Source organism: Levilactobacillus mulengensis (assembly GCF_003946045.1).
Lineage (GTDB): Bacteria > Bacillota > Bacilli > Lactobacillales > Lactobacillaceae > Levilactobacillus > Levilactobacillus mulengensis.
In genome coordinates this window covers 101,199-117,663 of sequence record NZ_RHNW01000002.1, presented here as the reverse complement: position 1 = coordinate 117,663, position 16,465 = coordinate 101,199, and the positions used below count along the sequence as shown (strand labels likewise).

The 16,465-nt window shown below is 52.8% G+C and carries 15 protein-coding genes; 10 read left to right on the top strand and 5 right to left on the bottom strand.

The annotated features are described in order from the left end of the window. Positions 1-386: 386 nt before the first annotated feature. Positions 387-1,202 carry a bifunctional hydroxymethylpyrimidine kinase/phosphomethylpyrimidine kinase gene (gene thiD / locus EKM84_RS02820; RefSeq protein ID WP_125763453.1) on the bottom strand — a complete coding sequence of 272 codons (816 nt, stop codon included), beginning with the start codon at positions 1,200-1,202 and terminating at the stop codon, positions 387-389. A gap of 118 nt (positions 1,203-1,320) precedes the next feature. Here thiD and EKM84_RS02815 point away from each other — a divergent pair, with 118 nt between their 5' ends. Both EKM84_RS02815 and codA read left to right on the top strand, forming a co-directional pair. Then, on the top strand, positions 1,321-1,617 hold the full coding sequence (locus EKM84_RS02815; protein ID WP_125763451.1) for a hypothetical protein: 297 nt from the start codon (positions 1,321-1,323) through the stop codon (positions 1,615-1,617). 31 nt (positions 1,618-1,648) lie between these two features. Next, a complete protein-coding gene (codA, locus tag EKM84_RS02810; RefSeq protein ID WP_125763449.1) occupies positions 1,649-2,884 on the top strand; it encodes a cytosine deaminase in 1,236 nt (411 codons plus the stop codon). Between the two features lie 511 nt (positions 2,885-3,395). Here codA and EKM84_RS02805 read toward each other — a convergent pair. After that, complete coding sequence (locus tag EKM84_RS02805; protein WP_125763447.1) at positions 3,396-3,866, bottom strand: hypothetical protein; 471 nt, start codon at positions 3,864-3,866, stop codon at positions 3,396-3,398. A gap of 275 nt (positions 3,867-4,141) precedes the next feature. Here EKM84_RS02805 and EKM84_RS02800 point away from each other — a divergent pair, with 275 nt between their 5' ends. From EKM84_RS02800 to EKM84_RS02775, 6 genes are all read left to right on the top strand, one after another. After that, a complete protein-coding gene (locus tag EKM84_RS02800; protein ID WP_125763445.1) occupies positions 4,142-5,056 on the top strand; it encodes a ribonuclease H family protein in 915 nt (304 codons plus the stop codon). Between the two features lie 117 nt (positions 5,057-5,173). Beyond that, entirely contained in the window at positions 5,174-5,644 is a 471-nt protein-coding gene (locus EKM84_RS02795) for a VOC family protein (protein WP_125763444.1), read from the top strand. Between the two features lie 1,115 nt (positions 5,645-6,759). Then, on the top strand, positions 6,760-7,368 hold the full coding sequence (locus tag EKM84_RS02790) for a sugar O-acetyltransferase (protein ID WP_125763442.1): 609 nt from the start codon (positions 6,760-6,762) through the stop codon (positions 7,366-7,368). Between the two features lie 309 nt (positions 7,369-7,677). Beyond that, positions 7,678-9,291: a BCCT family transporter gene (locus EKM84_RS02785; RefSeq protein WP_404819528.1), complete on the top strand. Its 1,614-nt coding sequence runs from the start codon at positions 7,678-7,680 to the stop codon at positions 9,289-9,291. 529 nt (positions 9,292-9,820) lie between these two features. Then, the gene (locus tag EKM84_RS02780) at positions 9,821-10,279 is read left to right on the top strand and encodes a universal stress protein (protein ID WP_125763438.1); all 459 of its coding nucleotides are present in this window, start codon (positions 9,821-9,823) and stop codon (positions 10,277-10,279) included. Positions 10,280-10,589: 310 nt separating this feature from the next. Then, positions 10,590-11,261, top strand: a complete 672-nt coding sequence (locus EKM84_RS02775; RefSeq protein ID WP_125763436.1) for an HAD-IA family hydrolase — start codon at positions 10,590-10,592, stop codon at positions 11,259-11,261. On the opposite strand, the gene EKM84_RS02770 is transcribed toward EKM84_RS02775, so the two are convergent. After that, a complete protein-coding gene (locus tag EKM84_RS02770; RefSeq protein WP_125763434.1) occupies positions 11,215-11,607 on the bottom strand; it encodes a DUF488 domain-containing protein in 393 nt (130 codons plus the stop codon). The two genes, EKM84_RS02775 and EKM84_RS02770, sit on opposite strands and share 47 nt — an antisense overlap. Positions 11,608-11,662: 55 nt before the next feature. On the opposite strand from EKM84_RS02770, the gene EKM84_RS02765 reads away from it, so the two are divergent. Then, a complete protein-coding gene (locus EKM84_RS02765; RefSeq protein WP_125763432.1) occupies positions 11,663-12,292 on the top strand; it encodes a DNA-3-methyladenine glycosylase in 630 nt (209 codons plus the stop codon). Positions 12,293-12,351: 59 nt separating this feature from the next. Further along, the gene (locus EKM84_RS02760) at positions 12,352-13,200 is read left to right on the top strand and encodes a helix-turn-helix domain-containing protein (protein ID WP_125763430.1); all 849 of its coding nucleotides are present in this window, start codon (positions 12,352-12,354) and stop codon (positions 13,198-13,200) included. 20 nt (positions 13,201-13,220) lie between these two features. Here EKM84_RS02760 and EKM84_RS02755 read toward each other — a convergent pair whose 3' ends face one another. Together EKM84_RS02755 and map are read right to left on the bottom strand one after the other, a co-directional pair. Beyond that, positions 13,221-13,955: a demethylmenaquinone methyltransferase gene (locus EKM84_RS02755; protein WP_125763429.1), complete on the bottom strand. Its 735-nt coding sequence runs from the start codon at positions 13,953-13,955 to the stop codon at positions 13,221-13,223. A 722-nt stretch (positions 13,956-14,677) separates the two neighbouring features. Then, entirely contained in the window at positions 14,678-15,472 is a 795-nt protein-coding gene (gene map / locus EKM84_RS02750) for a type I methionyl aminopeptidase (RefSeq protein WP_125763427.1), read from the bottom strand. Positions 15,473-16,465: the final 993 nt, after the last annotated feature.

The following is a 16,465-nucleotide window of genomic DNA, read 5'->3' as shown; positions in this document are numbered from 1 at the left end:
GGGAACGGACAGGATTACTTTTACCGATGGATGTTTGATAGTTGACGTCGAGACACGAATACCAATGACTAGTGGTCACGATACGACCACGAAGCGGATACTTTTACATTGGTCGTTTTGTTAACGGAGCCGGAGGAGGACAGATACGTAGCCCTGTGTCGGTGGTGTTAGACCGAGTGAATTTTCTCGGCCTTACAGCACGGGACGACCTTGGAAGCTCGTGGACTCTGCGAGATTTCAAGGCGCCTCCGAAGACCGCTTCTCAGGCTTCGGAGGTTGCCCCACAGGAGCGGAGCTATCTGGCAGCCGCAGGCGAAGTGATGACAACGGGCAATGTAAAAGGGTAAACGAAAAGCCCAGCCGAAATGGGCTGGGCTTGGAACCAATTAGTATTCGCGTTGCTGGGCGGCCCAGTGGTTGATGGGGCCGAACTTGTGGCCCACCTCAATCGGACTCCCGATGGCGGTGTTCACGAACTGCTTGGCAATGGCAATGGCGGTCTTCATCGGCGTGCCCTTGGCCAACTCGGCCGTGATGCAGGCGGACAGTGAGTCGCCGGTACCGTTGACCCGGTCTGTTTCGTGGTAGGGTTCGCTGAGCCAGAAGCCTTCGCCGGACTCGAGGAGCACATAGTCCCGGACGGCTTGTTGGTTAGTGTCGGCGTGACTGCCCTTGGCGACCACGTTTTTGGCACCCATGGCCTGCATTTTCTTGGCGGCGGCAATCATGTCGGCGTCGCTGTTGATCGTCATTTCAGCAATTTTTTGGACTTCGTAAAAGTTTGGTGTCAGGACGGTTGCCAGCGGAATTAATTTTGTCCGCAGGGTGTTAAAGGCACTTTCCTCTAACAACTGGTTACCGTGCTTCGTCATGATGACGGGGTCGACCACTAAGGGGCCAAAATCGGCGGCCTGATAATTCTTGACCACATCTTCGATCAGTTCGGAATCGGCGAGCATCCCCGTCTTGGCGGCACGAATGTGGTAGTCGTCAGCTAGGTCAGCGAACTCTTGATCAATAAAGTCGGTTGGCATCGGCACGCTCGCGTGGATCCCGTAAGAATTCCCCGCCACACAGGCGGTAATGACGGACGCACCATAGACGTGACGGGCGAAGAAGGTGTGCAGATCAGCCTGCATGCCGGCGCTACCATCGCTATCGGACCCGGCGATGGTGAGAGCTTGGGGATAAGAATTTAGCATAATGTAATCAGACCTCCGTTTTCATAAATTGATTAGATTTAGGATAGCATAGAATGTAGAAAAATTGCTACTAAACACTACAGATAGTTCAGCAACAAGCAAAAGGGGGATGGGGGACATGACATTCGGGGCGCGACTGGTTTTAGAATGGAGTTTCATTGGGGCGGTGGCGAGTTGGGTGGCCATTGCCGGAGCCTTTGACCAGCTTTATTTGGTAATTCCCAACGAACCACTGACTTTAACGCTCGGATTGGGACTAACTGTGATAAGCTTGTATGGGTTGGTTCACTCGGCACGACGGGGGCCACGATGGGCACTGATACCGGCGACGGTAGTCATTATTGCCGTTATTGCGGGCATTGTCACGGACGGCTCCCTGTTAGCGTTGGGCTTGACCATTCCGGGATTTTATTAAAGATTGAAATTTAGGAGGCAGGTTAACGCGCATGTTAATTCAACAAGGGCACATCGAAAACGCAAAGCAGCCACAAGATATTCGCATCGAGGACGGGAAGTTTACCGCCATCGCTGACCATTTAGAACCAAAAGATAATGAACAGGTGATTGATGCCAAGGGTAAATTGGTATTGCCACCATTCGTTGATCCACACGTCCATTTGGACAGTACGATGACGGCGGGGGACCCCGAATGGAACCAATCCGGGACCCTCTTCGATGGAATTCGCATCTGGTCAGAACGGAAGAAGACGTTGAGCATCGAAGACGTCAAGAACCGTTCTCGCCAGGCTTTGGAACGGCAAGCTGCCAACGGGATTCAGTTCGTGCGTTCCCACGTGGACGTCACCGACCCTAGCCTGACCGCTTTGAAGGCCCTGATTGAAGTGCGCGACGAGGTCAAAGACTTCATCGAACTCCAATTGGTTGCCTTCCCCCAAGAAGGGATTCTCTCATTCCCTCATGGTAAGGAATTGATGGAACAGGCCGCCAAATTAGGCGTCGACGTCATTGGGGCCATTCCTCATTTCGAATTCACGCGTGAATACAGTGTCGAATCCCTACACTTCGCCGTTGAATTGGCGCAAAAATACGGCAAGTTAGTCGACGCCCACTGTGACGAAATCGACGACCCCGCTTCCCGTGGGTTGGAAACGTTGGCGACCTTAGCCCTCGAAACCGGCTTGGGTGATCAAGTGACGGCCAGCCACACCACGGCCATGGGGTCTTACAACAACGCTTATGCTTACAAATTAATGCGTCTCTTACAAATGTCACACATCAACATGATTTCTAACCCATTGATCAACACCCACTTGGGCGGACGGTTTGACACGTATCCCAAGCGTCGTGGCTTAACCCGGGTTAAGGAATTGAACGAAGCCGGTGTCAACGTGGCTTTCGGTGAAGATGACATCAAGGACCCATGGTACCCAATGGGCGACGGCAACATGCTGGATTCCCTACACATGGGGATTCACGTCACGCAAATGATGGGTTACGACGACATCATGAACTCTTACCAATTTGTGACGACCCATGGGGCCAAGGCCATGCACGTGACCGACCACTACGGCATCGAAGTCGGCAAGCCAGCTAACCTGGTTGTGATGAATAATGATAACTTCTACAACGCTTTGAACCAACGGTCAGAAGTGCTTTACTCCATCCACCACGGCAAGATCATCGTCAAGACCGACCCCAAGCAAGTTCACTTAGATCTCTAAACTAGGTGTTGGTACAGCGCCTCCGGGCTGGTGAAAACTGGGCCTGGTCGCGTCCGTTCCCGCCGGCGAGCTCAAGGAGCCCTGCTGTGGGGCCGGTTCCAGCCGAAGAGCGGGCTTACACCTCAACTTTGAGCCAAAGTGCGGTCTCAAAGGTTGTCCCATGCTCTAAATAGAGAAAATCACTCTATTAAGACCATCGACACAGCCGGGCACCTTGGCTCGCCTCTGGTCACTTCCACGACCGGCCCAGTTTTCCCAGCCCTGCGGCTGACACTGGTTTAGTTCGTGGACTTGCGGGGACTGTCTTCACTGTTGTACTTGTCTATCATGGGCAAGGGGACTATCTGCGGGACAGTCATCGTTGTGTCTTACGAATAATTAACCTAACAAAGACAACAAGACCCGTTCACCTCAGCCATCGTGGTTGGGTGAACGGGTCTTTTAATTTCAGGTAAACAAAAACGCCATTCCTAGCGATTGCTGGGGATGACGTTTTAGCTGCCACGCGCGTTTATTTCTTCACGTGCTTGGTCTTTTTGACGGTTACGGTCGCTGGTTTCGGCGTCGCAACGGGCTTTTTCTTTTCGTGGTGTTGCGTTCTGAGTTGTTCCTTCAGAACCTCAATTTCAGCAGTGTGTTCGGTCTTCCATTCCTGATAGGAGCTGGTCGAGTCGGTGTCGCCAGGCTTTAAGCCGGTGTTTAACCAGAAGCAAGCTTCAGACAGGCTGGGGAAGTTGTGAATCCACAGGGTCTGGCCGTTGTCGGAATCGAACGCCACGTAGGAGCGGAAATGCTTCTTCAAAAATGTGTGACGCCGAATCTTAAAGGCTTCCCGCTTACGGGTTAACCGATAGTCTGGTAAGATGTATTGACCGGAGACTGCTAGTTGCGGAAAACGTTCATCGCGCTGTTCACGCTGGTCCTTCAGCATGGCACGAGCTTGGTCGACGGTTATGATGGTCGCACGGATCGGATTCTTCATGAAAAACCCCCTCAAAATAATAAAAACATCGTAAAAATGGTCGTTCTCCGGTCATTATTTCACACCTTCTAGATTAGCATAATCTAAAAGTTATGAAAACAATTTACGCTCTAAATTCACGAGTTTTTCCGGATTATTAAGGTTTACGCAAAAAAGTTTTAGGTGAGGGGCGGTCGATGGTGCCGCGTCCATAAATTTGGTAATAGCGGATTTCAATAATCACGGGGAAAAGTATGGTAAACTAGCTAAGAATTAGTTCGAAAGTAGGGATACATTTGGCACAAAAATACTATGCGGTCAGACGCGGCAAGCAGCCAGGCATCTACCGCACGTGGCCGGAAACGCAGAAGCAAGTCAACGGATTTTCCGGCGCACAGTACAAAAGTTTTACCACCGAGGCTGAGGCCAAGGCCTTTATGCAGGGTAGCGCAGTGAAAACACCTGCCCATCGCTCAGCCAAAACGAGCCGGGCAGCCACCAGTAAATCGGCCTCAGCTCCCGTCTCAGCCACAATCACGGTCTATACCGATGGTGGCTCGCGAAACACCGGGAACGTCGCTGGCGGGCACGTGAAGGACGTTGACAAGGCGGCCTGGGCCTACCGCATCGAATTGCCCGATGCCATCGAGACCGGTTCCGCCGGTGAGTTTGGCGCGACCAACAACCGAATGGAAATCATGGCCTTTCGTAATGCCCTGCAGAAGCTGGTCGACTTAGGTCAGACGGCTGAAAGCATCCTATTTGTGTTGGATTCTCAGTACGTTTTGAATGCTGTCAACAAGGGCTGGCTCGCCGGGTGGAAACGCCGCGGCTGGAAGCGCAGTGCCGGACCACTGGTCAACGCGGAGCTCTGGCAAGACGTGGATCGCCTGTTGCCACAATTTAGCAATCTCAACTATCGCTGGACCAAGGGGCACGCGACTAATCAAGGGAACGTGTTCGTCGATCATTTATTAAACGAAACGATGGATGGCATGCGCCGTGACGCTGAGAAACAACCGGTCACGCACCGGCATGAAGCGGTGGCCAAGGCGCAACCAGCTACGACGACTAAGCCGGTGGCGGCCAAACCAGCATCGGCAGCGAAGCCAGCGCAGTCTAGTGCGGCCACACAGTCGCACCAGACGACGGCGCAATCGGTGGCGGACATTGCCGAAAGTTTGCGGAACCTACCGTTTGGAGATAATTAAGGGTATAATGAGACCTAGAAAGTTTGTGCGGGTTATCTAATTGGGGGAACTAGGACCCGAGAATCCAGGGACTAGCCTGGATTTACCAAAAATTTAGTATTGAATGGGGTACCGACGATGCAAGCAAAATTAATTCCATACTTGGAGTTTGAAAATGCCAAAGACGCCATTGCGTATTATCAGAGTGTATTCGGCGCAACCAATGCCTACCGGGTCAGTCCAACGGTGGCGGAAGCAGAACGGTTCGGCCTAGATCCAGCGGTCGACCTGGAAAAAATGACGATGCGCGGTGGCTTTCAAATCATGGGGTTAGATATTCAATGTGCCGATGCGTTAATGGGGCAACCAACATCGTCCACATTGATTTCACTGATGTTAGCGGTCAACGAGGACGACAGTGCCAGTGTGAAAGCGTTGGATGCACTGTACCAGCGATTGGTGAAGTCTGATGTTAAGGTCATCAGTCCGTTTGCCAAGCAATCGTTGGGTGGCAAGATGGGACAGATTGTGGATGCTTACGGGATTACTTGGATTCTCAGCGAACAAGACATGCCCGTCGCCACCACGCCTACCGGCACTGCGGAATAACGCTTGGGGCTGGTTAAATGGGTCGTTGTCAGTGCCTCCGGGCTGGTGAAAATGGGCCGTGACGCTGTGGGCGCACGTCTGGAGCCGAAAGGCGGTCTCCAGACTTACTTTGAGCCGAAGAACGCGTCTCAAAGATAGCAGTTACCTAAGCGGGAAACCCGCTAAGGTAACTCCCACGGCTGAGTCCATTTTCACCAGCCCTGCGGCTGATACTGGTTTAGCCCGTTACGCGTTAGTTCCTGGGTGCGGCAGTCGTTGGTTGAAATTTTTGATGTTTTATTGGTCGTCTGTCAGGTTACGCTGGTGGACGACTTTTTATATAAAGCTGATTGTTACCGTTCCCGGTGGTGAGCTCAAGTGGGGCCGGTTCCAGCTTGTGAATCGGGCTTCCACCTCAACTTTGAGCCTGAGAAACGGTCTCAAAGGTTGTCCCATGGAACTAGGCTGGGAAAGAACCCCAGCCAAGTCCATCGACACAGCCGGGCACCTTGGCTCACCTCTGGTCACTCCCACGACTGGCCCAGTTTTCCCAGCCCTGCGGCTGACACTGGTTTAGCCCGTTACGCGTTAGTTTCTGGGTGTGGTGTTGCCGTGGGTGCGGCAGTCGTTAATTGAAATTTTTAGATGTTTTGTTGGTCGTCTGTCAGTTTATGCTGGTGGACGACCTTTTTGTTTACAACATTTTTTACAATGGATTTGGCAGAGATGCAGAGACAATGATTAAACTGACATCACGGTTTGTAACCACTCAAGACTCGACGCATCAATAATAGTTGGACCCACCACACGCCGCTTCGACGGGCTCATCCCAAGTCAGCATCAGCGCACAACCTGTGGAGTCGGAGGCTGGCAGGAATCACTGCCTGTGTCGGTGGCATTGGCTGAGGTTCTTTCTCAGCCTAGGGCACGGGACGTCTGGGTGACTCGGGGGTTACGAGGCACCCAGCGAGGGGCAAGACCGTGCTTTGGCTTGCCCCGTGCCCCAGAGGTGTGCGGTCCCTGCCAGCCGCAGGCGGAACGCTTCTGCACTGCTCTTGACCTTGACCCTTATGCCTCGAACCCAAACACCAAAAGAAGCAGAGTGTTATCATGGAAACAGAGGAGTGATTTGAATTATGGCAACTGAACGCGAAAAAATGACGGCGGGACAACCCTATGACCAATTTGATAAGGAACTGATCGACCGGCGGGTGCTGGCTCGCAAGACCTTACAGGCTGCGAACCAATTACCAGACAATCAGCAACGCAATGCTGCTTACAAGCAACTGATCAGCGATACCGGGGATGATTTCTTTGTCGAAGCCAGCTTTACGTTTGACTACGGCTGGAACATTCACATCGGCGACCACTTCTATGGTAACTACGACATGACCTTCCTGGACACCTGTCCAATCACGATTGGCCGCAACTGTTACTTCGGCCCCAACATTGGTCTCTACACGCCGGTTCACCCGTTGAACGCGATGGCGCGGACCCACGATGTTGAAATGGGTGCGCCGATTACCATTGGCGATAACGCCTGGCTCGGTGGCCGGGTCACGATTCTGCCCGGCGTGACGTTGGGGGACAACGTGGTCGTTGGCGCCGGTTCCGTGGTCACCAAATCCTTCGGGGATAACGTGGTGATTGCCGGCAACCCTGCCCGCGTCATCAAGGAAATTGACAACAGTGAAACTGGTAATGCCAAGGCTTTGCAAGAATGGCCCGATAAGTTGCAAAAGTAGGGCCATTTTCAGAAATCTAGAAATTCTAATCAAATTCTTAGATTCCTAACATGACGTGGCATGTAACCGGTTTATTTGCCGCAGAAAAAACTTATCGTCCAGCAAGATTTTACTAATTAATTCGACCGCGTATAATAGACTTTGGATATCGCTTTAAGAAGATTTTCGAAAGCAATTTGTATTCAACGGTAGCGCGCTGTACAGGTAGCTCGGATAACGACCCTGGAACCGCGCTTTTTTCGTACAATCTAATTGAGGCACCATCCGCTGGGAGCTTGGCTCGCAGGAAACAAATGAGGAGGATTATTTATTTTAGCGCGTAAAAATATTGATAAGTTAGTATTCGTACCAACCATCGTTTTATTTATTCTCGCGTCATTGCTATTTATTTTAGGTGGCGGCCAGTTACAGGCTACCCTTAGCTCAATCTTGAATTGGATTGATACTCGCATGTCATGGGCTTATATGATGGTGTACGTGGTCAACTTTTTATTTTTTATGTATTTGGCATTTGGTAAGTTTGGTAAGGTAAAATTAGGTGACCCTGAGGACAAGCCCCACTACAGCAACTTCCAGTGGGGGAGCATGGTCTTCGCAACGGCAATCGATGCCAGTATCTTGATGCTGTCCATCGTTGATCCACTGCGCTACCTGCAGCACCCGGCGTTTGGCTTCAAGCCATTCTCAAGCAACGCCTACAGCGCAGCGCACATGTTGGGGCAATTCAACTGGGGGCCCATGGCGTGGATGATGTTCGCGCCGGCCACGATTGCGATTGCTTACGTGCTGTACGTGAAGCACGGTAAGGTCCAACGGGTCAGTGCCGCTATCACCAGTTTGCAAGGGGACAGTAAGGGCAAGGTCGTGGCTCGCCACGTCGTTGACTTCCTGGTCGTCTTTGGAATCATGGGCGGGATCGGCTCGTCCGTCGGGATGGAAATTCCGATTATTTCCAAAGTTCTGAGCCGGCTTACAGGTGTTCAAGACAACTTGATGCTAAAAATTGAGCTCTTCATTATCCTGTTTATTTTATTTGCCGTGACGGTATTCCACGGGTTAAACGGTGGGATCAACCGGTTAAGTTCCGCCCACATCTGGACGGCGCTGGGCCTCTTAGCCATTATTTTAATTATCGGACCAACGGTTTACATTTTAAATTCTGAAACCAACAGTATTGGGTTGATGGCGCAAAAGTTTGTGGCGATGTCGACCAACACGTTACCTAACGGTGGGGACGCCACTGCGCAGCAGGAAACTATTTTCTACTGGGGCTGGTGGTTGTCTTACATGCCCGTTATGGGGCTGTTCATTGCCCGGATCTCTAAGGGCCGGACGATTCGTCAGGTCTTAGTCGGCATGTTAACCTACGGGGCCTTAGGGTGCATGAGTTTCTACGCCATCTTTGGTGGGTACTCCTTGTGGCTTCAACGGACCGGGGCTGTTAACTTGGTCCACATTTTAAACACGCAGGGTCAAGCCGCCGTGGTTGCCACGGTGATTGCGACGTTGCCATTTAAGATGATCATTCTGGCATTGTACTGTATTTCCTGCTTTATCTTCTTGGCCACGACGATTTCATCGTCCGCGTTCATCGTGTCATCCTTCACGAGTTTACACTTGGATGACGGCCAGGAACCTAGTCGCTGGAACCGGATGATCTGGGTAATCGTCTTCATCATCTTCTCCTTCGGGATTGTGATGGTCGGGGGCTTCAAGACCGTGCAAACCGTGTCAACGATTGCCGGTTTCCCACTGATGTTCGTCTGCATCCTGTTGTTGCATTCCATTTGGCATATGCTGGCAGCTAAGCCTAAGGTCGCTCCTGTGGTGGTGCCACAACCCGTTGTTGTTCGGCGGATTACGGTTGAATTGCCACGCGCCGTCCGCGGCCCAATGATCTTATCACCAGACCACGCTAACTAGTTTTTTGATTGCCTCCGGGCTGGTGAAAACTGGGCCTGGTCGTGTCCGTTCCCGGCGGCGCGCTCAAGGCGCCCTGCTGTGGGGCCGGTTCCAGCCAAAGGGCGGGCTTCCACCTCAACTTTGAGCCGAAGTGCGGTCTCAAAGGTGTCCCATGTTCTAAGCTGAGAAAAATGCTCAGCTAAGAACATCGACACAGCCGGGCACCTTGGCGCGCCTCTGGTCACTCCCACGACCGGCCCAGTTTTCCCAGCCCTGCGGCTGACACTAGTTTGGGTCGCTGGTCGGTGAGTAGTTATCATTGGTCGGTTTGAGTCGACGTAAATTTAATTGAATTTGTTTCATGAGGCTGGGACCTAGTGTCCTGGCCTTTTATCGTCTCTAGACGGCTCACCGATAGAACCCATGAGGACCAGTTTCAGTAACACGACTACACGAATATGATATGAAATGAAAAGATTAAGTCCCAGTTTCATTGCCAGATATGATACAATGGGGGCCGAATCATTCATTTGGAGGGAATTAACTGATTATGGCAGATGAAAGTAATGATCCGCTGTTTTTCCGACGCATTTTGATTACAATCGATGAGGATGATCGTCCATCGACTAGTCGGGCGTTTCGGTTTGCGATGACCATGGCGAAGGACTACGGTGCTCACCTGGGAATTGCTTCCGTTCTGGAAAGTAATGACATTAGTATTTATGAATCTTTGATGCCGGATAAGCTGAACGAAAAGCGTGAACACTTGCGCCGCGTTGTTCAGGAGTACGCCAAGAAGGCCACGGCCTTTGGTGTCGAAGAAGTCCGGGCCATCATCGCTGAAGGTGGCGACGTGGACGATGTGATCTTGCAAAAGATCGTGCCGGACTTCCAGCCAGACCTGATTGTCTCCGGTGCCGACGTGGACTTTGCTAGTCACGGCAAGCCCGGTGCCATTGGGCTACGGTTGACGAAGAAGGCCGATGTGTCGGTGATTGTCATTCGTTAGTTTAAACAAATCGATGAAGGTTGGCTGCTATTTGGTGGCTGACCTTCTTTTGGTTTGGCAATTAAATAGAGACGTAGATGACTATCGTGAATGATAGGTCTACGTCTCTATTGATTTTATGGCTGTCTAAATGGACAGTTAAATCATGTCACTGTCACGGCAATTGCCAAGGAATAAGAGTGAAGTGATGGTGTATAATTGAAATATCTTAAAGGTTAAATCAAAGACCAAAAGTGTGGTTGAGCGTATCAGAGCCGCCCGGTAAGGCGCCAGGAACGTCCAACCACTTGGCTAAATAGGGGGAACGAGCATGGCGAAAATTCAAGGATTTCTTTTCGACCTCCACGGCGTGATTGCCGATTCTTGGCAGTATCATTTGGCGTCCTGGCAGGCTATTGCGGGTGAACTGGACATTCCGTGGACGACCAACTTGGCCGAGGTGTTGCCCGGCATGAGTCGCCTGGGTTCCCTGCAAACGATTCTGGCCTCGGCCAACCGGCAAGGCGCGTTCACGCCGGCGGAAATGCAGACGATTACGGATCACGAAAACGACCTATACCGGCAGTACGTGGCGGCCATGACACCAGCCAATCGGCTACCCGGGGTCACGGCGTTTCTCAACGAACTCGTCGCGGCCGGGTATCCGCTGGCCTTAGCCTCAGCCTCGACCAACGCGCCAGCCGAAATCGAACGGCTCCAGTTGACGCACATCTTTCAGCACATCGTTCCGGCAGGTAGCCTCAAGGCCAGCAAACCGGCCCCCGACGTGTATTTGGCAGCGGCCCGGTTGCTAGATTTACCGGCCACAGCCTGTGTCGCGTTTGAAGACACCGTGACCGGGGTGCAGTCGGCCAAGCGGGCGGGGTGCTTAACGGTGGCAATCAACGCCGATCCGTTGCCCGGCGCCGATGCCCAGCTTCCCAGTACGGCGGCGCTTAGTCTGCCAGCCGTGCTGCAGGCACTCGGTCAGCCAGACGCTTAAGCACGAAGGCCTTGAGAATGACGGCCTGGTTGTGCGTTTCGTCCTTGGCGCCGTACAGAAAAATCACGTCCTGCGTGGCCAGTTGGCTGGCAACGAGGTCTAAGAAGTCGGGCAACGCAGCGTTGGCTTCGAGTTCCGCGAGGTATTTTTCCTGAAAGGCCGGAAATTTTTCCGGTTCATGGTTGAACCATTTGCGCAGCTCGGTCGATGGGCCCATTTCCTTTTCCCAGGACGCGAGTTGGGCGTTGACCTTTGAAATGCCGCGGGGCCAGAGTCGATCGACCAGCATCCGGTAGCCGGCTAAGTCAGCGGGCTTGGTGTAAATTCGTTCCAATTTAATTGCCATATTTGACCATCTCCATGGGTCAATTCTACCATAGTGAAGAGAAGCGAGATAAAACATGACAGATTCGTTAGGCGACTTCTATACGGGGCGGTCCACGGCCCAGATTGCCCAAGAGTTACTGGGCCATGAATTAATTTATCAAACGCCGGCGGGCACCATGAGCGGCTGGATCGTTGAAGCCGAGGCCTATCTCGGAGAACAGGATACGGCCGCACATGCGTTTAATGGCCGCTACACGGCGGCTAACGCAGCGTTGTATGATGCGCCGGGAACTATTTACATTTACATTCTGCGGGGCTACTACATGCTGGACGTGGCGACTCAAGCGGCCGGCACGCCCCAAGGAATCCTGATTCGGGGCATCGAACCCCACCAGGGCCTGGACCTGATGCAACAACACCGTGATAAGCCGATTCCGGATGTGACCAATGGTCCGGGCAAGCTGACGGCGGCGCTGGGCCTGCAATCCAAGGACCTGAATCGCACGATGTTGGGCGCCAACAATTTAACGATTACCCCGACAATTACCCGCCAGCCGCGCAACGTGACCGCCACGTCGCGGGTCGGCGTCAGCGATGGGAGCTGGCACGACCGGCCTCTGCGCTACATCGTGGCGGGCAATCCCTTTGTTTCCGGCAGTCGTAAACGGGATTGGGATCGCGAAAATCATGGCTGGCAGAGCTAGGCGTTAGGGCCATTTGTTGTTATAATAGGTCCATAACGTTTTAAGGGATGGCACAAGTAATGAATATTGATATATTTATCGAAACGCGTAAACGGCTCCACCTTTCCCAGGACCAACTGGCGCAGGGCATCTGTACCCAAGCCACGCTCAGTAAGTTCGAACGCAACGGCAAGGTGCCGTCACTCAAGATTTTGCTTCAACTCTGTGACCGGCTCGAGCTGACGTTAAATGACCTCTTCCCGCTCAACCACGATGAGGACTCTGTCCGTTCCCAAGCGTTGGAACAGGCAGAATTCCAGTTGTTGGTCGGGGAATACGATGCTGCCCAGGAGAGCCTGGCCAAGTTGGGCGATCCGGCCAGCGGCACCCTGAACTTTCAAATGCGCTTTTACTTTATCCGCGGCTACGTGACGGCCCTCAACGGCGGGAGTATCGCGGACGCCCTGTACGATTTCTCACAAATTTTAAACCGCTTTGACGAAGGCCACCACTCGATGTACTCGCTGTTGGCGTATACCGGGATGGGGGTGGCCTACGATCGGGATGGCGACACGACCCGCGCCGAATTCTACTTCAACAAGGTCGCCAGCGAGATTCACAATCTAACCTTTAAAAACAACCACAGTATTTGGCGTTCCCTGAATATCATCTACTACACGGGCCAGTTCTACGGCCAAACGGGGGACCTCAAGGCCAGCGATGAGCTGTTAAATTACGGCGTTCAGGTCTGCGCCCGGTACCACGTGACCTATTACCTGGCCCGCATCCTGTACCAACGCGCCGTCAATGTACGGGCCCAAAACGGGGATGTGGCGGCCATCAAGCAAGACTTGCAGGATGCCGCGGCCTTTGCCCGGTTGAACAGCAACGAGAAACTCTTGAAGCTGATTGCGAAGTTTGATATCTAAGTTATTTTTACCGTGAACGCTTAGGCAGTAAAACAAATAAGGTAGGGCTTCGTCCCTAAATGGACCGCCGCCGCGCCTAGATTGAACTGGCGGTAGTGGACCTGTTGGAGGCCAGCCGTGCGGAACATGGTGGCCAATTCCGTCACCGTGACGAATTTGTGTGTCGAGCGTTGCAGGTAGTTGTAGGCCTGATAGTGATGGGCAAAGCGGCCCATCAACGGGACCACGTGGCCAAAGTACAGTTGCCACCCCGCGTGAATCACGGGATTGGTGGGTTGCGACGTTTCCAGGCAAACGACCTGGCCGCCGGGCTTGACGACGCGCGCCATTTCCCGGAGGACCTGGTTGGCATCCGGCACGTTGCGCAGGCCAAAGCCAATCGTGACCACGTTGAAGCTGTTGTCCGGGTAGGGCAGGTGCATGGCATCACCCTGACGCAGCGTGATGCGGTCGCTCAAGTGGGCCGCACGAACCTTGCGGCTGGCCTCTTGCAGCATGACGTCGCTAAAGTCTAAGCCCACGACCTGGCCGGCCGGACCCACGGCTTGTGCCAAGGAGAGGGTCCAGTCGCCCGTGCCGCAACAGAGGTCGAGCGCAAAGTCGCCGGGCCGCAGCGTCATGGCGTTCATCACCTGTTGCCGCCAGATGCGGTGGGTTCCCAGACTGATCACACTGTTCATTTGGTCGTACTGTGGGGCGATGCGGTTGAAGATGTCTTGCACCTGGTCTTCGGGTGTCTGATTGGTTAAAGCCATACAAGCCAACCTCCTAATTAATATTTGGGTTAAATGAGTGTTTTTGGCAGCGCCTCCGGGCTGGTGAAAACTGGGCCTGGTCGCGTCCGTTCCCGGCGGTGCGCTCAAGGTGCCCTGCTGTGGGGTCGGTTCCAGCCTGAGAAGCGGGCTTCCACCTCAACTTTGAGCCTGAGGTACGGTCTCAAAGGTTGCCCCATGGGCTAGGCTGGGAAAATACCCCAGCCAAGGCCATCGACACAGCCGGGCACCTTGGCGCCCCTCTGGTCACTCCCACGACCGGTCCAGTTTTCCCAGCCCTGCGGCTGACACTAGTTTAACCCGTGACATAGATGATTATTTATCTAATTGGTCTTGATTTCCGCTTGGCTTGTGGTAGTTTATCCGGCTACGTAAGCTAAGTAAACATGCAAGGCCATCGACACAGCCAGTCACCTTGGCTCGCCTCTGGTCACTTCCACGACCGACCCAGTTTTCCCAGCCCTGCGGCTGACACTGGTTTAGCCCGATTATTATCCGATTGGTTGCCTTGGCTTGTAGTGGCTTACTTGATCACGTTATCTAAGCAAGTGGGTCAAGCGTCTCCATAACATCCATCATGCAATTGAGTTCTTAATAATTTTATTCTTGTTATACACATTACCAATGACCTTAGTGTAAAACAAAAGAGTGAGGAAACCAATCCTCACTCTCGCTTTTTAGCTTAATCGGTCAAACCTAGCTGATTAGAGCCGGTATTTTTCGTCGATGGCGTCGTCTTGTGACGTTAAGATCTTAGGACCATCGTCAGTGATGACCAGGGTGTGTTCGTATTGCGCGGACAGGGAGCCGTCAGCCGTGACGTAGTAGTCCCATGACTTGTCAGCCGTTTGGCGCGTGGCGATTTCCCAGGTGCCCAAGTTGATCATGGGTTCGATGGTGATGGTCATGCCGGCACGTAACCGCAGGCCCTTGCCAGCTTCCCCGTAGTTAGGGACGTTTGGTTGTTCGTGCATGGTTGGTTGAATCCCGTGGCCAATCAACTCACGGACGTCACCCATGTGTTCTTGACCTTCCGTGTAGGCTTGGATGGCGTGACCAATGTCACCGATCCGGTTGCCGACGACGGCTTGGTCGATACCCAAGTAGAGGGACTTCTTGGTGACGTCCATTAGGTGTTGGGCTTCAGGACTGATCTTGCCGACAGCGTAAGTCCAGCAAGAGTCACTTTCAAAGCCGTCCAGGTTGACGGTCATGTCCACGGCCACAATGTCGCCTTCCTTAAGCAACAATTCCTTGCGGGGGATGGCGTGGGCGACTTCATCGTTCACACTGACACAGGTGGCGTACTTGTAGCCTTCAAAACCCTTTTCGGAAGGCTTGGCCCCATGTTCTTCAATGTACTTGTTGGCAAAACGTTCAATTTCCCAGCTAGAAATACCTGGCTTGATGATGTCCCGTAAGCCCTTGTGGACACCAGCTAAAACGGCACCGGATTCGGCCATTTTCTCAATTTCACGGTCTGATTTAATGGTTATCAACGTGTTACCTCCTAAAATTTGTATCTACTTCTAATGTACACCAATTTCACCTTTTCAGCGAATTATGCGGTTAAAATCTTTTTGGAATTGGTTTGGTTCTTAGAACTTGTCTTTGTCATCGCCTCCGGGCTGGTGAAAATGGGCCGTGGCGCTGTGGGCGCACGTCCGAAGCCTGGGGAGCGGTCTTCGGACTTACTTTGAGCCGAAGGTCACGTCTCAAAGATAGCAGTTGCCTAAGCGGGGAACCCGCTAAGGCAACTCCCACGGCTGAGCCCATTTTCACCAGCCCTGCGGCTAACGTGGCAGTTAATCAATGAGGTGGCAATCAGATTTTTATTGCTGTCGGTGGGGTTGTCAATGTGATGAGCTGGTGTGAAGGGTTATCTCATGAGCGCCAAGTCCATCGACACAGCCGGGCACCTTGGCCGCCTCTGGTCACTCCCACAACCGGCCCAGTTTTCCCAGCCCTCCGACTAATTTTGCAGTTAATCCGCAACCATGTGTTGGCAATAAGATTTTTACCGCGGTCGGTGATGGTTCCAATGCGATAGCTGTGTAATGACCATAAGTTGAGGCCGGGAGCTTTGAGTTGCCAGTGTTGCCTTACCGCCAATCAAACTGTCAACGACCAAATCTTTTAGCGCATGCTAGGTCAGCGGACAATCTGTTGGAACCGGAGGCGGGCAGTCCCGGTGACTCGGAATTTACAGTCCAAAGGTATCAGTTGTTTAATTATTGATCCGCAATAAGGTGTCGACAATAAGTCATTTATCGTGATGGACTTATGTGAGGGGGATGAGGTGGTAAGCGCGGTTGAAAATGGGTTCGCAATCGTGAGTGACCAGAGGCGGGCCAAACTGACCAGCTGTGTCGGTGGTCTTGGCTGGAGTTCTTTTCCAGCCTAGCCCACGGGACAACCTTTGAGACCGCTTCTCAGGCTCAAAGTTGAGGTGGAAGCCAGAACTTTGGCTGGAACCGGCCCCATAGCAGGGC

Coding starts and splice junctions, on each gene's coding strand:
- thiD (WP_125763453.1), bottom strand. CDS start 1,202: ATGCTAAATTCTTATCCCCAAGCTCTCACCATCGCCGGGTCCGATAGC.
- EKM84_RS02815 (WP_125763451.1), top strand. CDS start 1,321: ATGACATTCGGGGCGCGACTGGTTTTAGAATGGAGTTTCATTGGGGCG.
- codA (WP_125763449.1), top strand. CDS start 1,649: ATGTTAATTCAACAAGGGCACATCGAAAACGCAAAGCAGCCACAAGAT.
- EKM84_RS02805 (WP_125763447.1), bottom strand. CDS start 3,866: ATGAAGAATCCGATCCGTGCGACCATCATAACCGTCGACCAAGCTCGT.
- EKM84_RS02795 (WP_125763444.1), top strand. CDS start 5,174: ATGCAAGCAAAATTAATTCCATACTTGGAGTTTGAAAATGCCAAAGAC.
- EKM84_RS02790 (WP_125763442.1), top strand. CDS start 6,760: ATGGCAACTGAACGCGAAAAAATGACGGCGGGACAACCCTATGACCAA.
- EKM84_RS02780 (WP_125763438.1), top strand. CDS start 9,821: ATGGCAGATGAAAGTAATGATCCGCTGTTTTTCCGACGCATTTTGATT.
- EKM84_RS02775 (WP_125763436.1), top strand. CDS start 10,590: ATGGCGAAAATTCAAGGATTTCTTTTCGACCTCCACGGCGTGATTGCC.
- EKM84_RS02770 (WP_125763434.1), bottom strand. CDS start 11,607: ATGGCAATTAAATTGGAACGAATTTACACCAAGCCCGCTGACTTAGCC.
- EKM84_RS02765 (WP_125763432.1), top strand. CDS start 11,663: ATGACAGATTCGTTAGGCGACTTCTATACGGGGCGGTCCACGGCCCAG.
- EKM84_RS02760 (WP_125763430.1), top strand. CDS start 12,352: ATGAATATTGATATATTTATCGAAACGCGTAAACGGCTCCACCTTTCC.
- EKM84_RS02755 (WP_125763429.1), bottom strand. CDS start 13,955: ATGGCTTTAACCAATCAGACACCCGAAGACCAGGTGCAAGACATCTTC.